22 protein-coding genes are annotated in these 21,517 nt (G+C 71.8%); 14 read left to right on the top strand and 8 right to left on the bottom strand.

All coding sequences use genetic code 11. From position 1 onward, the window contains the following. Nucleotides 1-14: 14 nt before the first annotated feature. From ACYVK7_RS09895 to ACYVK7_RS09880, 4 genes are all read left to right on the top strand, one after another. Nucleotides 15-530 carry a DoxX family protein gene (locus tag ACYVK7_RS09895; RefSeq protein ID WP_460887514.1) on the top strand — a complete coding sequence of 172 codons (516 nt, stop codon included), beginning with the start codon at nt 15-17 and terminating at the stop codon, nt 528-530. Between the two features lie 230 nt (nt 531-760). After that, nucleotides 761-2,491 carry an ABC-F family ATP-binding cassette domain-containing protein gene (locus tag ACYVK7_RS09890; protein WP_460887513.1) on the top strand — a complete coding sequence of 577 codons (1,731 nt, stop codon included), beginning with the start codon at nt 761-763 and terminating at the stop codon, nt 2,489-2,491. An 87-nt stretch (nt 2,492-2,578) separates the two neighbouring features. After that, nucleotides 2,579-3,598 (top strand): chitinase, encoded by a 1,020-nt coding sequence (locus ACYVK7_RS09885; RefSeq protein ID WP_460887512.1) that lies wholly within the window; start codon nt 2,579-2,581, stop codon nt 3,596-3,598. A 160-nt stretch (nt 3,599-3,758) separates the two neighbouring features. Continuing rightward, on the top strand, nt 3,759-5,138 hold the full coding sequence (locus ACYVK7_RS09880; protein ID WP_460887511.1) for a ricin-type beta-trefoil lectin domain protein: 1,380 nt from the start codon (nt 3,759-3,761) through the stop codon (nt 5,136-5,138). 55 nt (nt 5,139-5,193) lie between these two features. Here ACYVK7_RS09880 and ACYVK7_RS09875 read toward each other — a convergent pair whose 3' ends face one another. Beyond that, on the bottom strand, nt 5,194-5,619 hold the full coding sequence (locus ACYVK7_RS09875) for a DUF6314 family protein (RefSeq protein ID WP_460887510.1): 426 nt from the start codon (nt 5,617-5,619) through the stop codon (nt 5,194-5,196). A gap of 54 nt (nt 5,620-5,673) precedes the next feature. Here ACYVK7_RS09875 and ACYVK7_RS09870 point away from each other — a divergent pair, with 54 nt between their 5' ends. The 3 genes from ACYVK7_RS09870 to ACYVK7_RS09860 all read left to right on the top strand — a co-directional run bounded on the left by ACYVK7_RS09870 (nt 5,674) and on the right by ACYVK7_RS09860 (nt 9,483). Beyond that, nucleotides 5,674-7,782: a M3 family metallopeptidase gene (locus ACYVK7_RS09870; RefSeq protein WP_460887509.1), complete on the top strand. Its 2,109-nt coding sequence runs from the start codon at nt 5,674-5,676 to the stop codon at nt 7,780-7,782. Nucleotides 7,783-7,894: 112 nt separating this feature from the next. Beyond that, a complete protein-coding gene (locus tag ACYVK7_RS09865) occupies nt 7,895-8,128 on the top strand; it encodes a hypothetical protein (protein WP_460887508.1) in 234 nt (77 codons plus the stop codon). Between the two features lie 5 nt (nt 8,129-8,133). Then, nucleotides 8,134-9,483: a M20/M25/M40 family metallo-hydrolase gene (locus ACYVK7_RS09860; RefSeq protein WP_460887507.1), complete on the top strand. Its 1,350-nt coding sequence runs from the start codon at nt 8,134-8,136 to the stop codon at nt 9,481-9,483. A 40-nt stretch (nt 9,484-9,523) separates the two neighbouring features. On the opposite strand, the gene ACYVK7_RS09855 is transcribed toward ACYVK7_RS09860, so the two are convergent. Then, nucleotides 9,524-9,739 (bottom strand): DUF5703 family protein, encoded by a 216-nt coding sequence (locus tag ACYVK7_RS09855; protein WP_460887506.1) that lies wholly within the window; start codon nt 9,737-9,739, stop codon nt 9,524-9,526. A gap of 159 nt (nt 9,740-9,898) precedes the next feature. Continuing rightward, entirely contained in the window at nt 9,899-10,939 is a 1,041-nt protein-coding gene (locus ACYVK7_RS09850) for a DUF418 domain-containing protein (RefSeq protein WP_460887505.1), read from the bottom strand. Between the two features lie 164 nt (nt 10,940-11,103). On the opposite strand from ACYVK7_RS09850, the gene ACYVK7_RS09845 reads away from it, so the two are divergent. Further along, nucleotides 11,104-11,409: a primosomal protein gene (locus tag ACYVK7_RS09845; protein ID WP_460887504.1), complete on the top strand. Its 306-nt coding sequence runs from the start codon at nt 11,104-11,106 to the stop codon at nt 11,407-11,409. Nucleotides 11,410-11,443: 34 nt separating this feature from the next. Here the strand turns inward: ACYVK7_RS09845 and ACYVK7_RS09840 are convergent, their stop codons facing one another. Beyond that, on the bottom strand, nt 11,444-12,418 hold the full coding sequence (locus ACYVK7_RS09840) for an aldo/keto reductase (RefSeq protein ID WP_460887503.1): 975 nt from the start codon (nt 12,416-12,418) through the stop codon (nt 11,444-11,446). 68 nt (nt 12,419-12,486) lie between these two features. Here ACYVK7_RS09840 and ACYVK7_RS09835 point away from each other — a divergent pair, with 68 nt between their 5' ends. The 3 genes from ACYVK7_RS09835 to ACYVK7_RS09825 all read left to right on the top strand — a co-directional run bounded on the left by ACYVK7_RS09835 (nt 12,487) and on the right by ACYVK7_RS09825 (nt 15,108). Beyond that, nucleotides 12,487-13,407 carry an undecaprenyl-diphosphate phosphatase gene (locus tag ACYVK7_RS09835; RefSeq protein ID WP_460887502.1) on the top strand — a complete coding sequence of 307 codons (921 nt, stop codon included), beginning with the start codon at nt 12,487-12,489 and terminating at the stop codon, nt 13,405-13,407. A gap of 63 nt (nt 13,408-13,470) precedes the next feature. Continuing rightward, nucleotides 13,471-14,781: a cysteine--1-D-myo-inosityl 2-amino-2-deoxy-alpha-D-glucopyranoside ligase gene (gene mshC / locus ACYVK7_RS09830; RefSeq protein WP_460887501.1), complete on the top strand. Its 1,311-nt coding sequence runs from the start codon at nt 13,471-13,473 to the stop codon at nt 14,779-14,781. Nucleotides 14,782-14,892: 111 nt separating this feature from the next. After that, the gene (locus ACYVK7_RS09825; RefSeq protein ID WP_460887500.1) at nt 14,893-15,108 is read left to right on the top strand and encodes a hypothetical protein; all 216 of its coding nucleotides are present in this window, start codon (nt 14,893-14,895) and stop codon (nt 15,106-15,108) included. Between the two features lie 121 nt (nt 15,109-15,229). Here ACYVK7_RS09825 and ACYVK7_RS09820 read toward each other — a convergent pair whose 3' ends face one another. After that, nucleotides 15,230-16,108 carry a PAC2 family protein gene (locus tag ACYVK7_RS09820; RefSeq protein ID WP_460887499.1) on the bottom strand — a complete coding sequence of 293 codons (879 nt, stop codon included), beginning with the start codon at nt 16,106-16,108 and terminating at the stop codon, nt 15,230-15,232. Nucleotides 16,109-16,213: 105 nt separating this feature from the next. After that, nucleotides 16,214-16,501 (bottom strand): hypothetical protein, encoded by a 288-nt coding sequence (locus ACYVK7_RS09815; RefSeq protein WP_460887498.1) that lies wholly within the window; start codon nt 16,499-16,501, stop codon nt 16,214-16,216. Between the two features lie 166 nt (nt 16,502-16,667). On the opposite strand from ACYVK7_RS09815, the gene ACYVK7_RS09810 reads away from it, so the two are divergent. Beyond that, nucleotides 16,668-17,402: a helix-turn-helix domain-containing protein gene (locus tag ACYVK7_RS09810; protein ID WP_460887497.1), complete on the top strand. Its 735-nt coding sequence runs from the start codon at nt 16,668-16,670 to the stop codon at nt 17,400-17,402. Beyond that, nucleotides 17,402-17,875 carry an NUDIX hydrolase gene (locus ACYVK7_RS09805; RefSeq protein WP_460887496.1) on the top strand — a complete coding sequence of 158 codons (474 nt, stop codon included), beginning with the start codon at nt 17,402-17,404 and terminating at the stop codon, nt 17,873-17,875. Before ACYVK7_RS09810 ends, ACYVK7_RS09805 begins: the two co-directional genes overlap by 1 nt. Here the strand turns inward: ACYVK7_RS09805 and ACYVK7_RS09800 are convergent. Together ACYVK7_RS09800 and ACYVK7_RS09795 are read right to left on the bottom strand one after the other, a co-directional pair. Next, nucleotides 17,868-18,515 (bottom strand): HDIG domain-containing metalloprotein, encoded by a 648-nt coding sequence (locus tag ACYVK7_RS09800; RefSeq protein ID WP_460887495.1) that lies wholly within the window; start codon nt 18,513-18,515, stop codon nt 17,868-17,870. The genes ACYVK7_RS09805 and ACYVK7_RS09800 overlap by 8 nt on opposite strands. Nucleotides 18,516-18,529: 14 nt before the next feature. Continuing rightward, nucleotides 18,530-18,931, bottom strand: a complete 402-nt coding sequence (locus ACYVK7_RS09795) for a hypothetical protein (protein WP_460887494.1) — start codon at nt 18,929-18,931, stop codon at nt 18,530-18,532. 191 nt (nt 18,932-19,122) lie between these two features. Here ACYVK7_RS09795 and ACYVK7_RS09790 point away from each other — a divergent pair, with 191 nt between their 5' ends. After that, on the top strand, nt 19,123-21,423 hold the full coding sequence (locus ACYVK7_RS09790; protein WP_460887493.1) for a protein kinase domain-containing protein: 2,301 nt from the start codon (nt 19,123-19,125) through the stop codon (nt 21,421-21,423). Nucleotides 21,424-21,517: the final 94 nt, after the last annotated feature.

Below are 21,517 nucleotides of genomic sequence, written 5' to 3'. Positions count from 1 at the left end.
ACGGAGACCACGACATGACCATCGATGCCCCAGGACCCACCGAGGTAGTCAGACCCGCCGCGGCACGGACCGCCAGGACGACCGCGGCACCGGCAGACCGGGAGACGGGACCGGTCGCCGGACCCCGCGAGGTGCCCGCGTGGCGGGCGCTCGCCGAGCGCGTCGCTCCCGTGCTCGGCTGGCTGGTCACCCTGGCGATCGCCGTGAACCTCGGCCAGGGCGCGTACGGCCAGCTCACCGAGTCCGAGCGGTCCGTCGGCATGTTCGAGGCCATCGGCTACCCGGCCTCCGCCGTGCTCCTGATCGGCGTGCTGCAGGGGGTGGCGGTGGTGCTCTACGTGGTGCCGTGGACCGCGTTCCTCGGCGCCCTGCTCCTCACCGCCTACCTGGGCGGCGCGGTGGCGGCGCACATCCGGATGGAGGACACGGTGGCGCACGTGCTCACACCGGTCCTCTACGCGGTGGCGCTCTGGGCCGCGCTGTTCCTGCGCAGCGAACGGATCCGCCGGGTCGTCCTGACCGGCCGCTGACCTCGCCGGGGCGCGGCGTCACGCACGGCGACGGCGTCGTGATTCACGTTGCGCCCCGGCGTACGGCCATGCCAGGCTTTGTCTGCTCCTGCGGGTGTGCCGCGCGTGTGAGGGAGCGACGTGAAGGACTGTGATGACAGACATCTCCCGGTACGAGACGACCTCGCGCTGACGTCTGCCCGCTTCGCGGTACCCGGCGTCGGCACCAGCCACCACCCGGGAGTCCTTCCATGTTGTCCAACCCTTCCGTCGTGCTGCACGACGTCACCTTCACCTGGCCCGACGGCGCCGTCGCGCTCGACCACGTCTCCGGGGCGTTCGGCCGGGGGCGCACCGGCCTGACCGGCCTCAACGGGGCCGGCAAGTCCACCCTGCTGCGACTGGTCGCGGGCCTGCTGACGCCGACGTCGGGAAGGGTCGCCCTGAGCGGCGCGGCCGACTACCTGCCGCAGCGGATCACGCTCGACGCCGCGCCCCACGAGCTCGCCACACTGCGCTCGGGGATCGCGCAGGGTCCCCGCACGGGCGGGGCCACGGTCGCCGACCTGCTGGGCATCACGCCGGTCGTGCGCGCCCTGCGGGCCATCGAGTCGGGCGACGTCGACGTCGCGCACTTCGACGTGGTCGGCGACGACTGGGACGTCGAGGAGCGCGCCGTCGCGCTCCTGGCCGCCACCGGCCTGCCCACCGGGCTGGACCGCCCGGTCGCGACGCTGTCCGGCGGGGAGGCGGTGCTCACCGCGATCACCGGGGTCCGGCTGCGGCAGGCGAGCGGGGCCGCCGCCGTCGCCCTGCTCGACGAGCCGACCAACAACCTCGACGGCGCGGCCCGCGAGCGCCTGTACGAGCTGGTGCGGGGCTGGCGGGGCGCGCTCGTCGTCGTCAGTCACGACCTGGCGCTGCTGGAGCTGATGGACGAGACGGCGGAGCTGCGTGCGGGGTCGTTGACGACGTTCGGCGGGCCGTACTCGGAGTACCGGGCCTGGCTGGAGGTGCAGCAGGAGGCGGCGGCGCAGACGCTGCGCTCGGCGGAGCAGACGCTGCGCAAGGAGAAGCGGCAGCGTGTCGAGGCGGAGGAGCGGATCGCGCACAGCGAGCGCAAGGGCCGTAAGGACGCGGCGAACAGCAAGTACGTCAAGGCGGTGATCAACGACCGGCGGAACAGCGCGGAGAAGTCGGCGGGTTCGCGCCGGGGATTGCTGGACGACAAGGTGGAGGCCGCGCGGGCGGCGGTGGACCTGGCGGAGCGTGCCGTGCGGGACGACGACCGGATCTCGGTGGACCTGCCCGACCCGCAGGTGCCGGCGGGGCGGCGGCTGGCGGTCCTGCGGGGTGCGGACGGCCGGGAGATCGTGGTCCAGGGCCCGGAGCGCATCGCGCTGACGGGTCCGAACGGCGTGGGCAAGACGACGCTCCTGGAGCGCCTGCTGTCCACCAGCCCGCCGCCGTCCTCGCTGAGTGCTGGCTATCTGCCCGCTGAGACCGGTTCCACAGGGCAGATCTCCAGCACTCAGCGGGGTGGGGCGGGGGGTGAGGTCGTGACCGGGCTGGTCGGGTATCTGCCGCAGCGGGTCGACGTGCTGTCCGAGGACTCGACGGTGCTGGACGCCGTGCGGGAGGGGGCGTCGCACGTGCCGCCGGGGGAGCTGCGCAACCGGCTGGCGCGGTTCCTCGTGCGGGGTGCGGCGGTGGACCGCCCGGTCGCGACGCTCTCGGGTGGGGAGCGGTTCCGGGTGGCGCTCGCGCGGTTGCTGCTGGCGGATCCGCCGGCGCAGCTGCTGATGCTGGACGAGCCGACGAACAACCTCGACATCGCCAGCACGGACCAGCTGGTGGACGCTCTGGCGGCGTACCGGGGTGCGCTGCTGGTGGTGAGTCATGACGCGGCGTTCCTGGACCGGCTGGGCCTGGACGCGGAGGTCCGCCTCGACGCGGCGGGGAACCTGACGGAGGTGCGGTAGCGGGTACGGGATAACCCTGATGCGCGAAATTTCACCCGGGTTGTACGGTCTCTTTACTTATTCGACCGACATCTTCGGGAGACGACGATGAAGACACACCCGAGGCGCCTCGGCGTTCTCAGCGCGCTGACCGCGGCGGTTCTCGCGGCAGGTGGCGTGGTCGGTACCGGCCTGCTCACCTCGGCCAGCGCCATGGAGATCAGCGGTCCGCGCGTCGCGCCGCAGGCGCAGGCGGAGAAGATGCCCGGCGCGCCGTACCTCTACCTCGGCTGGGGCGAACCGCAGGACGCCACCTCGGTGATGAGCGAGACGGGTGTCTCCGCCTTCACGATGGCGTTCATGCTCTCGTCGGGCGGCTGCACCCCCGCGTGGGACGGTCAGCGTCCGCTGACCGGCGGCGTCGACGAGCAGACGATCGACGCGATCAAGGGTGCGGGCGGGCAGGTGCAGATCTCGTTCGGCGGCTGGTCGGGCAACAAGCTGGGCCCCAACTGTTCCAGCCCGGAGGAGTTCGCCGGTGCCGTGCAGCAGGTGATCGACGCGCACGGACCCGACGTGGTGGACTTCGACATCGAGAACACCGACGAGTTCGAGGACTACGAGGTCCAGGACCGGATCCTGCGGGGCATCGCGATCGTCAAGGAGAAGAACCCTGGCGTGGGGACGGTCGTGACCATCCCGACGTCGGTCAGCGGCCCGGCCGGTGCCGGGACGCGCCTGATCCAGCGTGCCGCCGAGCTCGGCACGCCGATCGACAACTACACGATCATGGCGTTCGACTTCGGCGGCTCCGACATGGTCGCCGACTCCATCAGCGCGGCCGAGGGCCTGAAGGACCAGCTCAAGGCCGCCAACGGCTGGTCGGACGCCGAGGCGTACGCGCACTCCGGCATCTCCGGCATGAACGGGGTCTCCGACGTCGGCGAGACGACGACGCCGGAGCAGTGGACCGAGATCCGTGACTGGGCCAGTGGCCAGGGGCTGACGCGGTTCGCCTACTGGTCGGTCAACCGGGACCGGCCCTGCCCGGGCGGGGGCGTGGTGGCGAACTGCAGCGGTATCGCGCAGGAAGACCTCGCCTTCACGCGGATCACGGCCGGCTTCTGACGGCCCCGCGCTGACGGCCTCGCGCTGACCCGCGCCGGTGACTCGGACCACCCTCCGGTGGTCCGAGGCACTGGCGTGTACGGGTAAACCCCAGTATCGGTGGGATCAAAGCTGGCAATAAGGTCTCCTTACTTAATCGTGAGCGTCAAGGAGGACGACCATGCCAGCACGTCGACGGCGCCGTGTACTCGGTGCCCTCACAGCTCTGACCACCGCACTACTGACCGTGCTCGCCCTCGGCGTCGGCGCGGCACCGGCCCAGGCGGCCACGGGAGCGATCTCCGGGTTCGGCGGCAAGTGCGTCGACGTCGCGGGCGGGAACAGCGCCGACGGCACCCAGGTGCAGCTGTACACCTGCAACGGCACGGCCGCGCAGACCTGGGACGTGCGTGCCGACGGGACGATCCGGGCGCTCGGCAAGTGTCTCGACGTGGCCTGGGGCGATTCGGCCAACGGCACCAAGGTGCAGATCGTGGCCTGCAACGGCAACGTGGCGCAGCAGTGGAGGCACCAGGCGGACGGCACCCTGCGGGCACTGGGCAAGTGTCTCGACGTGTCCGGCTGGAACACGGCCGACCGCACCCCGCTCATCATCTGGGACTGCCACGCCGGGGCCAACCAGGTGTGGCGGCTGCCGGCGGGTGACGGCGGCGGCGACCCCGGCACCGGTCGCATGGCCGGAGCCCCCTACCTGTATCTCGGCTGGGGCAACCCGCAGAACCCGGTCGACGTCATGAACCAGACCGGCGTCCGCGGGTTCACCATGGCGTTCATGCTGTCCTCCGGCGGGTGCAACCCCGCGTGGGACGGTCAGCGACCGCTGACGGGCGGCGTCGACCAGCAGACCATCAACGCCATCAAGGCAGCGGGCGGGCAGGTGCAGATCTCGTTCGGCGGATGGTCCGGCACCAAGCTGGGCCCCAACTGCGCGACCCCTGAGGCGTACGCGGGAGCCGTGCAGCGAGTGATCGACGCGCACCACCCCGACGTGGTCGACTTCGACATCGAGAACTCCGACGAGTTCGAGAACGAGGCCGTCCAGGACCGGATCCTGCGGGGGCTGGCCATCGTCAAGCGGAACAACCCCGGCACCGAGGTGGTCGTCACGTTCGGCACCGGCCTGAACGGCCCGAACTGGTGGGGCACCCGCCTGATCAACCGGGCCGCCGAGCTGGGGACGCCGATCGACAACTACACGATCATGCCGTTCAACTTCGGTTCTACGAACATCGTGCAGTCCACGATCAGCGCCTCCGAGGGCCTGAAGAACCAGCTCAAGGCGGCGCACGGCTGGACCGACGCCCAGGCGTACGCGCACATGGGGATCTCCGGCATGAACGGAGTCTCCGACCAGGGCGAGGTCACCACGCCGGCCGCCTGGACGCAGATCCGGGACTACGCCCGGAACAACGGGCTCACCCGCCTGGCGTTCTGGTCGGTCAACCGGGACCGCGGCTGTGCGGGCGGCGGGCTGTCGGCGAGCTGCAGCGGCATCGCACAGCAGAACCTCGAGTTCACGCGCATCACCGCGGGCTTCTGACCCGCTCCTGAACCGCTCTCCTGGCCGTGGGCAGCAGGCCCACGGCCAGGAGGGGTCAGGGGACGGAATAGGCCGTGTGCATCGTGTAGTCCTTCTCCGGGCCCGTGACGCGCCAGCGCAGCTCCCACGACACGGCCGGCGCCCGGGGAACCGCCACGCCACCCTGGTACAGGTCGCGCCCGCACAGGTGCTCGACCGCGCCCACCGTCCACGGGTGGAAGTCGCGGCCGTCCTCGAACGTGACCCGCCACGCGCCGCGGGAGGCGGGGGCGCCACCGTCCTCCCGGACGAGGAACAGGGTGCGGGACACCGGCGTGCTCCCCGCGGCCCAGCGCAAGGTGCCGTGCTCGGACCAGCGGATCCGGCCGTCGTCCTCCTCGGTGAACCGGGCCCGCCCGTCCGCGGTGTACTCCACGCCGTCGCGGTGGTCGCGGACGTCTCGGCGGAAGTCCCAGGTGCGAAGGAGCAGGAACGGATCCACGACCCGACCATAGCCCCACCCGGGACACCCGCCGGCATGGGTGAGGATGTCCCCATGACGTCGATCCACGAGACCACCGCGTCGTCGCGGCTGGACCCCGCCAACCCCTTCGCCGCGCCGTCGACCCTGCCGTACGAGCTGCCCGACTTCGCCGCGATCCGCGCGGAGCACTACGAGCCGGCCGTCGTCGCGGGCATGGCCGCGCACCGCGCCGAGGTCGAGGCGATCGCGACCGACCCGCAGCCGCCCACCGTGGAGAACACCCTGGAGGCGCTGGAGCGCGCCGGACAGCTGCTCGACCGGGCGACGTCGGCGTTCTACAACCTGCTCCCCGCCGACTCGACGCCCGCCCTGGAGGACATCCAGGAGCGCCTCGCCCCCCGCCTCGCCGCCCACCGGGACGCCGTCGGCATGGACGCGCGGCTCCACGAACGGGTACGGACCCTCGCCGACGCCGCGGCGTCGGGCACGCTCGCGCTCGAGCCCGACGCCGCTCACCTGCTCGAGAAGCTCATGACGCAGTTCAAGCGGTCCGGCATCGCGCTGCCCGAGGCCGACCAGGACCGGCTGCGCGCCCTGAACTCACGGATCACGTCACTCCAGGCGAGCTTCGGCCGCAAGCTCCTGGCCGGGGCCAACGAGGCGAGCGTGCTCGTGACCGACGAGGCCGAGCTCGCCGGGCTGTCCGCCGGAGCGAAGGCGGGCGCACGGGCGGCCGCCGAGGCCCGCGGCAAGGAGGGCTGGCTCCTGGAGATGCAGCTCTTCACGCACCAGAGCGTGCTCGCGTCACTGGACGACGCCGGCCTGAGGGCGCGGATCCAGGAGGCCTCCAGCACCCGCGGTGCCACCGGCGGGGAGAACGACACCCGCGAGGTGCTGCTGGAGCTGGCCCGGCTGCGCGCCGAGCACGCCCAGCTGCTCGGCTACGAGCACCACGCCGCGTACGTCGCCGACGACGCCACCGCCGGCACCACCGCCGCCGTCAACGAGATGCTCGCCCGGCTCGCCCCCGCCGCCGTCGCCAACGCGCGACGCGAGGCGAGCGAGCTCGCGAAGGTGAGCGGCGCACCCACGAACGAGCACGGCGGCGTCGCCGCCGCCGACTGGTCCTACCTCAACGAGGCGGTGCGCAAGGAACGGTTCAGCCTCGACGACGCCGCCCTGCGGCCCTACCTCGAGCTCGAACGTGTGGTGCAGGACGGCGTGTTCAAGGCTGCCGGCCTCCTGTTCGGGCTCTCCTTCACCGAACGGCACGACCTGCCCGGGTACCACCCCGACGTGCGGGTCTTCGAGGTGTTCGACGCGCCGCGGCCGGGCGAGCCGGACACCGGCCTCGGCCTGTTCCTCGCCGACTGGTACACCCGCGAGTCCAAGCGTGGCGGCGCCTGGATGAACAGCTTCGTGCGCCAGAACCACCTGCTGGGCCAGAAGCCCGTGGTGGTCAACAACCTCAACATCGTCAAGCCGCCCGCCGGCGAGCCGACCCTCCTCGTGTGGGACGAGGTGACCACCCTGTTCCACGAGTTCGGCCACGCGCTGCACGGCCTCCTCAGCGACGTGCGCTACCCGTCCCAGTCCGGCACCGCCGTGCCGCGCGACTTCGTCGAGTACCCGTCACAGGTCAACGAGATGTGGTCCTGGGAACCGCAGATCCTGCGGTCGTTCGCCGTGCACCACGCCACCGGCGAGCCCATGCCCGCCGAGTGGGTGGACACCATGCTCGCGTCCCGCACCTGGGGAGAGGGCTTCGCGACGACCGAGTACCTCGCCGCGGCGCTGCTCGACCAGGCCTGGCACCAGCTCGCGCCGTCGGACGTGCCGACGTCGGTCGAGGACGTGCTGCCCTTCGAGACGGCGGCGCTCGCGGCGGCCGGCGTCGACCTCGAGTCGGTCCCGCCGAGGTACCGCACCACCTACTTCAACCACATCTTCGGTGGCGGTTACTCGGCCGCGTACTACTCGTACATCTGGTCGGAGGTGCTCGACGCCGACACCGTCGAGTGGTACACGGAGCGCGGCGGGCTGACCCGGGAGAACGGCGAGGCGTTCCGCCGCAAGCTGCTCGCCCGTGGCGGGTCGCAGGACCCGCTGGCCTCGTTCGAGGACCTGCGGGGCCGGCCCGCGGAGATCGGTCCGCTGCTCGAGCGCCGGGGCCTGGCTTGATCGGGGGCTGATGTCGTACGCCCTGGCATCAGAGGTGACTCCAGGCCGCTGCAGCCCACCGTTACCGGCATCCAGGGCTGAAAATCAATGGCAGCGGGACCATTCTCCAGAAGTGGACGGTGTGATGTTTGGTATCAACCCCATTGAGATGTCTCTCGTGGTGCTGTGGTTCGCAGGTATCGCAGCGGCGATCTTCGTAGGACCGATGCTTTCCACGCAGCGCCGGCGTATCGGGCTCGTGGTTGTCGCCGTCGTGCTCCCCGTACTCGGTTCACTCGTTGCGTTGGTGGTGGCCGGCGGCAAGCTGTGGGTGAGGCGAGAGTCGAATCTCGGCCGGTTACGGTAGCCCTCGTGACTGAGACTGTTCCGACACCCACGCCCGTGCCCGCCCCGGTACCCACCGCCGCAGACGAGGTCATCCGGATCTGCCAGGACCTGATCCGGATCGACACGTCCAACTACGGCGACGACGAGGGCCCGGGGGAGCGTGCCGCGGCCGAGTACGTCATGGAGCTGCTGCACGAGGTCGGCCTGGAGCCCGAGCTGTTCGAGTCCCTGCCCGGGCGCGCGTCCGTCGTCGTGCGCCTGGAGGGGCAGGACCGCAGCCGGCCCGCCCTCGTGCTGCACGGGCACCTCGACGTCGTGCCCGCCGCCAAGGACGACTGGACCGTCGACCCGTTCGGCGGGGAGGAGACCGACGGCCTGCTGTGGGGCCGCGGCGCCGTCGACATGAAGGACATGGACGCCATGATCCTGGCCGTCGTGCGCCAGATGGTGCGCGAGGGCCGCAAGCCGGCGCGCGACGTGGTGGTCGCTTTCTTCGCCGACGAGGAGGCGGGCGGCGTGCACGGCGCGCGGTGGGCCGTGGACCACCGGCCGGAGCTGTTCGAGGGCGCCACCGAGGCGATCTCCGAGGTGGGCGGCTACTCGGTCGAGCTGGGCGGCAAGCGCGCCTACCTGCTGCAGACGGCGGAGAAGGGGCTGGCCTGGCTGCGCCTCGTCGCCGACGGCCGGGCCGGGCACGGATCGCAGGTCAACGCGGAGAACGCGGTGACGGAGCTGGCAGCGGCCGTCGCGCGCATAGGGCAGCACGCCTGGCCGTACACGATCACGCCGACGGTCGACGCGCTGCTGCGCGGTGTCGGGGAGCTCACCGGGCTGCCCGTCGACTACGAGGACCCGGCGACCGTGGACGCCCTGATCGCCGCGCTCGGCCCCGTCGCCAAGTTCGTGGGCGCCACGGTGCGCAACACCTCCAACCCGACGCAGCTGCAGGCGGGCTACAAGGCGAACGTGATCCCGGGCCGCGCCGAGGCGACGCTCGACGTGCGGCTCCTGCCGGGGCACGAGGAGACCGGCATGGCAACGCTGCGCGAGCTCGCGGGGCCCACGGTACGGATCGAGACGATCCACCAGGACACGGCGCTCGAGGTGCCGTTCGGCGGCTCCCTGGTCGACGCCATGGTCGCCGCGATCGACGCGGAGGACCCGGGCGCGAAGGTGCTGCCCTACACGCTGTCCGGCGGCACGGACAACAAGTCGCTGCACCGCCTCGGCATCACGGGCTACGGGTTCGCGCCGCTCCAGCTCACGAACGACCTCGACTTCGCTGGGATGTTCCACGGCGTCGACGAGCGCGTGCCCACCGAGGCCCTGCGGTTCGGGACGCGCGTGCTCGACCGGCTGCTGGCGACCTGCTGAGCCCCGTCCGCACGGGGCCCGGGTCGCTCGGGGCCCGGCGTCACAGGGTGGAGGAGACCTTGATGATCTTGCGGCGGAGCCAGACCTTACGTCTGCCGCCGATGTAGAGAAGGGTCCTTGCCAGTTCCCAGCGACCGTACTCGGCCTCTTCGGTGAGCAGCCGGCGGGCGTCCGGAACGGTGGTCCCCGGGTCGAACGTCACGACGCGATACTCGTACTGACTGTGCTTGCGGAGCAAGGAGCCGTCTCTCGCCATCTGATGCACCGTCCTCGGGTAGCGGGTGAGGTCAGTTTATGCCGTTTTCGCTCGTGAGCGGCGACAGCAACACGCTTCGATCCGACCATTGTTGCCCAGGCGGCCGTCACGGCACAGTGACCGAGGTCGCAGCCGTCGGCGCCGCGGCGCGGGACCGGTTCACGCGGTAGGCCGGGCGACCCGTGGCGCGTCGCGACGCAGCGCGACCGGCCGGAGCCAGGTCGCGGCGCGCCAGAGCCACTCGACGGGGCCGTAGGCGAAGTACGTGAGCCAGAGGCGGCTCAGCAGCGACTGGGCGACGATCAGCGCCAGGGCCAGCGCGACCACGGGACCCACGCCGGTCAGGTGGCCCACGTCCGCGACCAGCGGGACCAGCGCCATCACGACGGCGGCCCCCACGTAGTTGCTGAGCGCCATACGGCCGAGCGGCTCGAAGGCCGCCACCAGCACCGCGCGGGCGCGCGTGCGCCACAGCAGCGCGAGCCCCGTGACGTACAGCACCGCCATGACCAGGCCGGCGATGCCGCCCGGGGTCGAGAACCGCGGGTCGCCCGGCGTGGTCTGCTGCCACAGCAGCGCTGGGACCGTCAGCGCCGCCGCGACGGCGAACGCGACGGCCACGGGCCTGCCCGCGGACTCGAGGGCCCGCGGCAGCCCGAGCGCTGCGGCGCCCGCCCCGAGCAGCACGAGGCCGGGGACGGACGCCAGGCCACCGCCGAAGAGCGCGTACGAGACGACGGTCAGCACCACGCCCGCGCCGAGCGTCACCCAGCGCGGGGCGAACAGCACGACCGGCAGCATCAGGAGCCCGACGATGCCGTACTCCAGGAGGATGTTGCCCGGGTACGCGAGCATGAGGAGCCCGCCGATCGCGGTGAGCCCGACCAGGCGCCGCACCAGCACGAGCGCGGGACGCGCGGCGCGGGCGCGGGCGCCGTCGAGCACCATCCACAGGCTCATGCCGAACATGACGACGAAGATCGGTACGAAGCGGGTCTGGACCGCGAGGTAGAGCACCTCCTGCACCGGGTCGGTGATCGCGGCGCCGCCCTCGAGCAGCCGTGCCATGCCGACCTGGGTGATATCGACGGCGTTGACCAGCAGGATCCCGAAGACGGCGAAGCCGCGCAGCGAGTCGAGGAACTGCCAGCGCTGCCGGGTCCCGGCCACCGGGCCGGCCGGAAGGACAAGAGTGCTCATGCCCCCCATCCAAGCCGCGGGGCCCCCGCGGGTCGTCCGACCACGGGACGATCTTCCCGGTCCGGTATCGGGGGAAACCCTGTGCGCGGCGCTCCTGCGAAGATCGGCCGTAACGATCAGGATTTGCGATCCCGCCGGCCAGGACCTGACGCTACAGTCAAGGCATGACCGTTGAACCGCGTGCCGCGCTCGATCGCCTCATTGCCGCACTCGAGGCCCATCACCACGCGGTCGCCACTCGCCGGAGTGACGACGACCCCGCCGTCGACGACGCGTACGACGTGCTCGCCGACGCCTACGAGGTGTACGAGGAGTCCTTGGCCACGGTGTTCGGCGAGGTGACGCCGTTCTACCTGGCCGACGAGGTCGACGAGGACGACGACGATGACGAGGACGACTTCGACGACATCGACTTCGACGACGACCTGGAAGAGGCCGAGGAGGAGCCGCAGCCCGCGCAGCAGCGCTGATCAGGCAGCCGGTCAGGTACGGGCGCCGGCGCGGTCACCAGCGCTCGGGGTAGCCGATCTCGGGGGCGGAGACGTCGTCGAGCGCCGCGTGCACCTCGTAGGGCAGCTCGAGGGTCGTGGCCTCCAGCGACGAGCGGAGCTGGGCGGGCGTCCGCGCGCCCACGATCGCCGAGGCGACCCCCTCGCGCTCCAGCAGCCACGCGATGGCGACCTCCCCGGCGGTCCGGCCGAGGCCCTCGGCCGCCGTGGCCACCGCCTCGACGACGGCGGGTGCCGAGCCCTCCAGGTAGGGCTGGACGAATCCCGCGAGCGCCCCGGCGGCCCGCGAGTCCGCGGGGATCGCGCGCCGGTACTTGCCGGTGAGCACCCCACGGCCGAGCGCGGACCAGGCGAGGAGGCCCGCTCCGAGCGCGTCGCCGGCGGGCAGCACGTCCCGTTCCACGCCGCGCTGCAGCAGGGAGTACTCGAGCTCGACGGCGGCGAGGCCGACGTCCGGCTCGAGCAGTGTCGCCACCCGCGCGGTGGCCCAGCCCGGGTGGTTGCTCAGCCCGACGTACCGGGCGCGCCCGCTGGTGACCGCGATACGCAGCGCGTTGCAGGTCTCCTCCAGGGAGGTGTGCGGGTCGGGGCACGCCACGAGGAACAGGTCCACGTGGTCCGTCCCCATGCGCCGCAGCGACTCGTCGAGGCTGTCGAGCAGGGCGCCGCGGGAGGCGTCCACCACGCGGCCGGAGCCGCCGTCGGGCCGGGACTCCGAGCGGATGCCCGCCTTGGTGGCGAGGACCACCTCGTGGCGGGCCACCTTGCCGGACAGCAGGGTGCCGATGACGCGTTCCGCGTCGCCGTCGGCGTAGCTGGCCGCGGTGTCGATCAGGGTGCCGCCGGCGTCGAGGAAGTCCCGCACCTGCTCGGCCGCGTCGATCTCGTCGGTGTCGCGACCCCATGTCATGGTCCCGAGTCCCAGCTCGGAGACCCGTAGGCCAGAGGTGCCCACGCGGCGTCGTTCCATGTGAGGCAGGCTACCCGCGGCTCCTGCGGGTGCGTCAGGAGGCGCGCCGTGGGGTAGTGTCACCGCCCGTGACAGCGTGGGAAGCGATCCTTCTGGGCCTGGTTCAGGGTCTGACCGAGTTCCTGCCGATCTCGTCGTCGGCGCACCTGCGGATCGTCGGGGAGCTGATGGGCTCGGGCGATCCGGGTGCGGCGTTCACCGCCATCACGCAGATCGGCACCGAGGCGGCGGTGATCATCTACTACCGCAAGAAGATCGGTGCGATCCTCGTCGCCTGGTTCAGGGCGCTGTCCGGTGCGAACGGCTCCGGCTGGCGCGCGCGCACGGGCATGGGGCCGCGGCCCGGCTCCGTCGAGGTGCGGCACGGCCGTCCGGGCGTGGTCGCGAACCACGACGCCGCGATGGGCTGGTACATCATCTTCGGCTCGATCCCGATCGTGGTGCTCGGTCTGCTGTTCGAGGACCAGATCGAGTCCACCTTCCGCAACTTGTGGCTCACGGTCTTCACCCTCACGTTCTTCGGGCTGCTGCTCCTGCTGGCCGATGTGTTCGGCCGCCAGGAGCGTGAGCTGACCTCGCTCACCGGGGGCAGTGCGATCGGCTTCGGCCTGGCCCAGGCGCTGGCGCTCGTGCCGGGCGTCTCGCGTTCCGGTGGCACCATCACCGCGGGTCTGACCATGGGCTTCACCCGGAAGGCTGCCGCGGACTACTCGTTCCTGCTCGCGCTGCCCGCCGTGCTCGGCTCGGGCTTCTACCAGCTGATCAAGACGATGGGGGAGCCCATCCCCGCGGGTGCGCCCGGCTGGGGTGCCACGATCATCGGCACGCTCATCGCGTTCGGGGTCGGGTACGCGGTCATCATCGGGTTCCTCAAGATCGTCGGGAGCTACTCCTACAAGCCGTTCGTGTTCTACCGGTTCGCGCTCGCCGCGTTCGTCGTGTGGCTGCTGATGTCGGGCACCATCGATGCGACCGGCGGCGTCGTGTAGCCCACAGCCGCGGCGCCCTCACCTGGTCCGGGACGCCCCTGACCGCCGGTTATCGTTGGTCGCGTGCATGCCTGGCCCACACCCCAAGTCCCGGAGCTCCCCGGCTTCCCCTCCTCCGACCCGGTGCGGGTCCACGACTCGTCCACCGGTGCGCTGGTCGAGGCGGCGCCCGGGCCGCAAGCCCGGCTGTACGCGTGCGGCGTCACGCCGTACGACGCCACCCACATCGGCCACGCGAACACCTACGTCGCGTTCGATCTGCTGGTGCGCGCCTGGCGTGACGCGGGCAAGGAGGTGCTCTACACCTCCAACGTGACCGACGTCGACGACCCGCTGCTGGAGCGCGCCAAGGCGACCGGGGTGGACTGGCGCGAGCTCGCCGCGTCCCAGACCGCGCTCTTCCGCGAGGACATGACGGCGCTCGGCGTGGTGCCGCCGGACACGTGGACGGGCGCCGTGGAGTCGGTGCCCGAGGTCGCGAGTGCCGTGGCCGCCCTCCTCGAGTCGGGTGCCGCGTACCGGGTGCCGCTCGAGCCGGGGGCCGGCGGCACCGCGCCGGACCTGGGCGACGTCTACGCGGACCTGACCGCGGACCCGCGTTTCGGCAGCGTCGCACGCCTCGACCGGGAACGGGCGCTGGCCGACTTCGGCGAGCGTGGCGGCGATCCGGACCGTGCGGGCAAGAAGGACCCGCTCGACCCGTTGCTGTGGCGTCGCGAGCGCCCGGGCGAGCCGGCCTGGGACGGCGGGGTCCTCGGCACCGGACGCCCCGGCTGGCACGTCGAGTGCGCGGTGATCGCCCGGGACGGGCTGGGTCTGGCCGCGGGGGAGCGGTTCGACGTGCAGGGCGGTGGCTCGGACCTGCTGTTCCCGCACCACGAGATGTCGACGTCGCACCTGCGCATGCTGTGTCCGGGGCCCGAGGGGGGTGAGCCGGCCGGGGCGCGCACGCACGTGCACGCGGGCCTCGTCGGCTACGAGGGCGAGAAGATGAGCAAGTCGCTCGGCAACCTGGTACTGGTGTCGCACCTGCGCGCGGCTGGCCACGACCCGATGGCGATCCGCCTGGCCCTGCTGGTACACCACTACCGCACCGAGTGGGAGTGGGACGAGCAGTCGATGCCCGAGGGTGAGGCGCGGCTCGTGCGGTGGCGCTCCGCGGTGTCCGGAAACGGTGGTCCGTCCGCCGACGCGACGCTGGCCGCGGTCCGTGCGGCGCTCGCGAACGACCTCGACGCACCGGCGGCCGTCGCGGCCGTCGATGCCTGGGCCGAGCTGTCGCTCGACGCCGCGCGCGACACCTCCGCGGACGAGGAAGGTGCCCCCGGGATCATGGCTCGGACGGTAAACGCCCTGCTCGGAGTGCGTCTTTGACAGTTCACCGACCCGGTTCGGACCAGGTAGGGCAGGGCCACGTCATGCGCCCGTCAGGTTAGTTTTGACCCCTGCTTCCGTTTGCATTTAACCCGGGGCAGGATGGGGAGCATGACGGAGTACGAGGAAGACTTCACGGGCGAGACCCGGGTCACCGTCACGACGACGCCCCGGTGCAGCACACGCTATCGAGTGGTGCGCAACGGACCGGGCTACACACCGGTCTACGACCGCGTGGAGGACGCCGCACGGTGCCTCGAGACGTGGGTGGGTTTTCATGGTCCGGACGCCGGAGTACGGATCGAGCCGATCTCGACCAGTGCGTGAACGCCGGATCGAGCTGACGACGACAGAGGCCTGAGTCCCCACGGGGGCTCAGGCCTCTGTCGTCGTGCGGGCGTTCAGCCCTTGGCGCGGGCCGTCACCGGCTGACGGACGGTACCGCGCGTCAGAGCTTCTCGGGACCGCTGTCCTTGCCGCCGGTGTCCCGCCGGCGCAGGTAGCGCTCGAACTCGCGCGCGATGGCGTCGCCCGAGGCCTCGGGGAGCTCGGCGGTGTCCTTCGCCTCCTCGAGCTGGGCCACGTACTCGGAGATCTCCGAGTCCTCCGAGGCCAGCTCGTCCACGCCGTGCTGCCAGGCTGCGGCGTCGTCGGGCAGCTCGCCCATCGGGACGGACTCGCCGAGGATCTCCTCCACCCGGGTGAGGATCGCGAGCGTCGCCTTGGGCGACGGCGGGTTGGCGACGTAGTGCGGCACCGCGGCCCACAGGCTGACCGACTGCAGGTCACGCTGCGCCGCCTCGTGCTGGAGGACCCCGACGATCCCGGTCGGGCCCTGGTAGGTGTTGGCCTCGATGTCGAGCACGGCCTGCAGGCCTACGCTGTCCGACGTCGCGGTCATCGGGATGGGCCGCGTGTGCGGCACGTCGGCCAGGAGAGCGCCGAGCGTGATCACGGTCCGTACCCCGAGGTCGTCGGCCACCTGCAGCAGCTGTTCGCAGTACTTGCGCCAGCGCATCGACGGTTCGACGCCGTGCACGAGCACCACCTTGCGCTCGCCCACCTGCGCGACCGACACGGAGGTCGTGGGCCAGGTGATGGACCGCTTGCCGTCGTCGTCCAACGAGATGTACGGCCGGTTGACCTGGAAGTCGTGGAACTCCTCGGGGTCCAGCTCCGTCACCTTCTCGGCTCCCCACACCTCGGCAAGGTGCGTGAGGGCCGTCGTTGCAGCACTCCCCGCGTCGTTCCAACCTTCGAAGGCAGCGAGGAGCACGGTCTGGCGAGGCGAGGCCTGCTCCGGCTGCTCGTGGTGCGCGTCGGTCATCCCCCCAGCCTAGGGTGTGGGGCGCTCGTCGTGACCAGGGGCACGGCCGCGTTCGCGGACGGGCGAATCGGCGCGCCGGCGTCGTCGGCCGGATCACCACCGAGGTCAGAAGACCGGCACTCCCGCCCGCAGCGCGCCACGGACCTGTACCTCGACACCGCGCCAGGTACCGGTCCACAGGGTGTAGCCCGGGTTCATCATGCGCTGGTCGATGGCGTGGTCCAGGCCCAGAGCGCGGGCGATGCTCTCGCCGTCGTCCAGGTGCCAGGGCTGCAGGCACACGCGCTCGGGCGTGACGGTGAGCACCTCGATCCAGTCGGCGCGGACGTGCCGCAGGAGATCGATGACATCGCCGAGACGTTCGGTGACCGACTGCGCTGCAATGGGATTCACGAGGCTCTCCGGGGCACGGGTCGGGCATAGGGCGGACATGTGATGACTGGCTGTCTCCACTGTGCGCCGAGGGCATGGGACGTGCCATCGGCAGCGCTCGGGACGTTTCGGTGATAGATACGTCCCTGGGGGGTAACACGTGAGGAATCAACGACTGGTCGCGGCCATGACTCAGGCCGGCTTGAGCCAGGTACGGCTGGCGGCTGCCGTCGGTGTGGATCCGAAGACGGTGGAGCGGTGGGTGGCCCAGGGCCGCACGCCGCACCCTCGGCACCGCGTCGCGGTCTCCGACGCCCTGGGCTGCGACGTCGCGGCGCTGTGGGGCGACGTCGACCGGGCGGAGGCCGCCGCGCAGGAGATCGTCGGGGTGTACCCGGCGCGACGCGCCGTGCCGTCAGGGACCTGGCAGGCGTTCCTCGCGGGCGTGGAGCGGCGGTTCGAGCTGCACGCGTTCGCCGCGACGTTCCTGCCCGATCAGACCCTCGACCTGACCACGGAGATCGTCACCATGGCGGCGCGCGGGGTGCGGGTGCGGCTGCTCCTCGGCGACCCGGACGGCGACGCGGTCGCGGTGCGCACGCAGGAGGAGGGCGGCACCGGGCTCGCGGGCCGGATCGCGCTGGTGCTGGCCTACCTGGCACCGGCTCTCGGCACCCCGGGGGTCGAGGTGCGGCTGCACGACAGTGCCCTGTACGCCACGACCTTCCGGTTCGACGACGACCTGCTGGTCAACACCCACGTCTGGGGCTCGCCCGCCGGCGCCAACCCGCTCCTGCATCTCAAGGACGGGCCGGAGGCGTCGATGGCGCCCGCCTACCAGGCAGGGTTCGAGCGGGTCTGGAGCGGCGCGAAACCCCTGGAGGCCTGGCCGCGGACGGAGGAGTCGGGCAGGGTGGCGTGATGGTGCGGTTCGACTATTTCGACGATCCTGCCGCCCCGCCGGTGAACTCGGTGGTCCCGTCGGTCACGGTGGCGGTGCGCGACCATGTCGGGCGGCTGCTGCTCATCCATCGCACCGACAACGACCTCTGGGCACTGCCCGGCGGAGGCATCGACCCGGGCGAGACCGTCCGCGAGGCGGGCGTCCGGGAGACCGAGGAGGAGACCGGGTACCACGTGCGGATCACCGGCCTGGTCGGGATCTACACCGATCCCCGCCACGTGATCGAGTACTCGGACGGTGAGGTCCGGGCGCAGTTCTCCATCTGCATGCGCGGCACGGTCACCGGCGGCGCCCTGCGCACCTCCGGTGAGTCGAGCGAGGTCGTGTGGCAGCGGATCGACCGCCTCGACGAGCTCGAGATCCACCCCTCGATGCGGCTGCGGATCGAGCACGCGGTGGACCCGGCACGGACCCAGCCGTTCCTTACCTGAGCCGCCGCCCCAGCCGGCGCTCGATCCCCGTCACGGTCTGCCGCAGCCCCGGCTCGGCGTGCCGCATGCTGCGCGACACCAGGTGGCCGGGCGGGTAGCGGTCGTAGATGCGCTCGAACCGTTCGTCGACGGTGACGGCCTCGCCGCGCGCCGACGTGGTCATGTCGCAGTAGGTGAGCAGGTCGAGGAGCTCGCCCGACGGCGTCGGGAACTCGCGCCGCAGCACGGTGTCCAGGCCCCGTTCCGCCGCCTCGACGGTTGCCGCGGTGTGGTGCGCGACGAGTGCCGTCAGCGCCGGCGGCGCGCCGAGCGAGCGGAGGTAGCGCGCGCCGTCGAGCTGGTGCAGGCCCGTGTCGCGGGCGGCCAGGGCGTAGCCGATGTCGTGCAGGTACGCGGCCGACACGAGCAGCTCGGGGCAGCTCAGCGCCCGCGCGACGTGCTCGGCCCGCCGTCCGACGCCGATCGAGTGGGCGAGGCGGTCGGCGTCCGGCTCGAAGAGCTCGGTCAGCAGTGCCTGAGCTCCCGCGGGGTCGAGCTCCCGCGGGGTGGTTCCGTGCATCGGTTCACCGTAGATCGCCGGGACGCGCACGGCGCGACGGGCGGTGCGGGACGGGGTCGGGAAACGCGTGCTGGTCTGCATCCGTGACCTCCTCGTCAGAGCTCCGGGCGGCCGTTGACGATCCAGTCACGGACCATCGTCGTGGCGCGGTGGTGGCCGGCCAGCGCGTCCTCGCGCGTCGCGTGCAGCTCGGCGTACTGCTCCGTGCAGTCGAGCAGGTCGTCCTCCGCGAGCACGCCGTCCGGGTCGAGCCGCTCGACGAAGACCATGGTCTCGTAGATGAGCGGGGTATGGCCGTGGTCGTCGTCGACCGGTGCCGCGGTATCGATGCCGGTCCACACGGTGGACACGTGGTAGAACCCGATGTGGTCGCGCGCGACGTGGGCGCTGCCGGCCCCGAGCCGCAGCACGGACCACTGGTCCTGCGTGATCGGCTTGCCGTCGAGGTCGTAATACATCCGCTGCGAGAGTCGCTCGAAGAAATCGGGTCCGAACACGGTCTGTTTCCTCCTCGTCGGGTGCTACCGGTAGCCGTCGGCCGAGGCCGCCGACCGGGGGTCAGCATCGCCCAGGACGTCGCGTCGCGCGCGGCGGGACTGTGAGTTGCGATGTTCCTCGGCGGACGTGTTTACGCAGCGTGCGGGGCCAGGCCTCCGATATCGTCACGGACCGTGACCAGGTGGATGCCATGAAGGCGACGCTCGAGCACCTCACCGCCGCCGTGGGCGACCTGACCGGTCGCACGCCCGGGGCGCCGCGTCCGGCCGGCGTGAACGCCTGGCGGGTGCCGGACTGGCACGCGGCACTGCTCGACATCCCGCTCGACGAGCGCGCGTACGAGGACCGGCTCCAGGTGCCGCGCCACGCGGAGATCGAGGCCTTGTGGCGCTGGTGGCCGGACCGGCACGCCGTGGGGACGCTCGAGCCGCGCGCCGTCGGGTTCCTCGGCTACTACCTGCTCACCCTGGTCGCCCTGCACTGTTCGGACCGCATGCGGTTCCACGGCGACGCGCCACGGCACGTCGCCGTGGCCGGCACGACGGCCGAGGACCTGAGCGCGGACCTCGTCGCGGATCCCGACGTGCGCCGGGCGATCGTCGCGCTGCACGACCCGGACGCTCCACCCGGTACCCGCAGGGGCTTGTCGCTGGGCGCGCAGACCGGGGTCGGCGCCTCCCCGAGGACGCGGGCGGAGTGGGCGGCGATCGACGTCACGACCCTGGAGTTCTACCGGCACGGCACCACGTCGATCATCCTCACCGGCCGGGTCGCCGCACCGTCGCGAGGCCGGACCGTCGAGTTCGCGCTCAAGTGCCTGATCCACCCGTACCGCACCATCCCGGCGATCACCGCGGCCACGCGGGGCTACCTGGCCGAGCACGGCCGGCTCGACGCCGTGGAGAGCTCACCGGCGGTCCGGGTGTGGGCGAGCCACGACAGCTGGATCCTCATGGACCTGATCCGCGGCCGGACGCTCGGCGAGCAGCTGGCTCAGCGGGCGGCCACCCGTCCGCCGCCTCCGGCTCGGGACATCCTCCGCCCGATCGACACGGAGGCGCTCCGGGAGCTCGGCGGCGCGCTCCTGACGGCGCTGGCCGCCCTGGAGGAGGAGGGCCGCAGGCACGACGACCTCACGCCGTCGAACATCATCGTGGAGGACCACCGGGAACCGGGCCGGTTCCGCCTGCGGTTCGTCGACCTGGGCGTCAACCACCTGCACACCCGGTCCATCGCGGGCCAGGAGGGCGACGGGGCCTACGCGGCGCCGGAGGTGCGGCGCGACGGGGTCGGGCACGCCCGGGCGGATCTCTACTCGCTCGGCGCGTTGCTGATCGCCGTCGCGGGGATCCCGCACAACGCCGACGGCACGGTCCCCGACCAGTTCTACGTGACGTCGGTGGGGCTCGCCAGGCTCCTCGAGGATCTGACCGACGCCGACCCGGGGCGTCGGCTCCTGGTCACGCCGGTCGACCCTGTGGGAGCCAGGTTCGAGCAGATCGGCCAGGTGTTCCGGGACGAGGTCGCGATCCTCGAGCAGGACGGCAGGGAACGTCCGCGAACTCGGCTCGACCGGCTGAAGGATCTGTCACCTGGTGCCGGGACGGTGGCTCGTCAGCGGCGGATGCTGCAGGAACGCAGCGCCCAGGTACGCGACGGCACCGGTGCCGCACACCTGCGCAGGGCCCGCAGGCTGCGGCGCTGGGCCTGGCTCTGCGCGGTGCTCCTGTGGTGCGCCACCGCCCTGATCGTGACGTGGTGGTCGCGTGACCTGGGGCTGTCCTGGCAGGCGAGGTGGTTCGAGATGGCGGACGAGGTGGTCGGCCGCTCCGGGACGGGCCTGGCGTTCCTCGACGATATCCGCGCGGACGACTACCCCGTCCCCGACCCGTGGGGGAACCTGCCGGTCCGGCTCGTGACGCTGACGTTCGCGCTGGTGAGCGCCCGGCTGTACCTGAACGTCTTCGCGGAGCTCAGCACCCTCTGGGTGCTGCCACGGCGACGGTCCGCGCGCGTGCGAGCCGTGCTGGCGGAGGTGGGCCTGCGGTCACTCGCGGTCCTGCCCGCCCTCTACGTGGTGCTGCCGACCCTCGTCCAGCGTGACTGGTGGCCGCTGGGCACCCTGGTCGGCCATGTCACCTTCGCCGTGGTGGTCCAGGCCTGCCTGTGGTTCGCCTGGGGGACCAACGCGCGCGCCCGCGCCGCCGGGCTCTCGTCCGTGCCGCAGGGCGAGATCGCGACGCTCGGACGGCTGGCCGCCTGGCAGCCCACGGTGGCGGTCTACCTGGTCCCGATCATCGGCATCGGCACGCTCCTGTCCCTGGGGCTGGTGCACGACGAGCTGGTCTACGCGTGCTTCGTGAGCCTCATCAACCTGGGCATCTTCTATCCGAAGAGCGCGGGCACGGACGCGCCCTACATCCGCGCCGGGATGAACCGGGCGGCTCTGGCGGCGGAGCGGCTGGAGCACCTGGGGCAGAAGGGGTCCTGAGGGACGGCCGGGCGCAAAGGGGGAGCTCCGCATGATGTTTACTGCCCGATATAGTGGTCTATGTCGGATTGCTCCGCCACGAATCACACTCTTC

It is taken from the genome of Promicromonospora xylanilytica, assembly GCF_054782895.1.
This window is presented reverse-complemented; position numbering and strand designations above follow the sequence as displayed.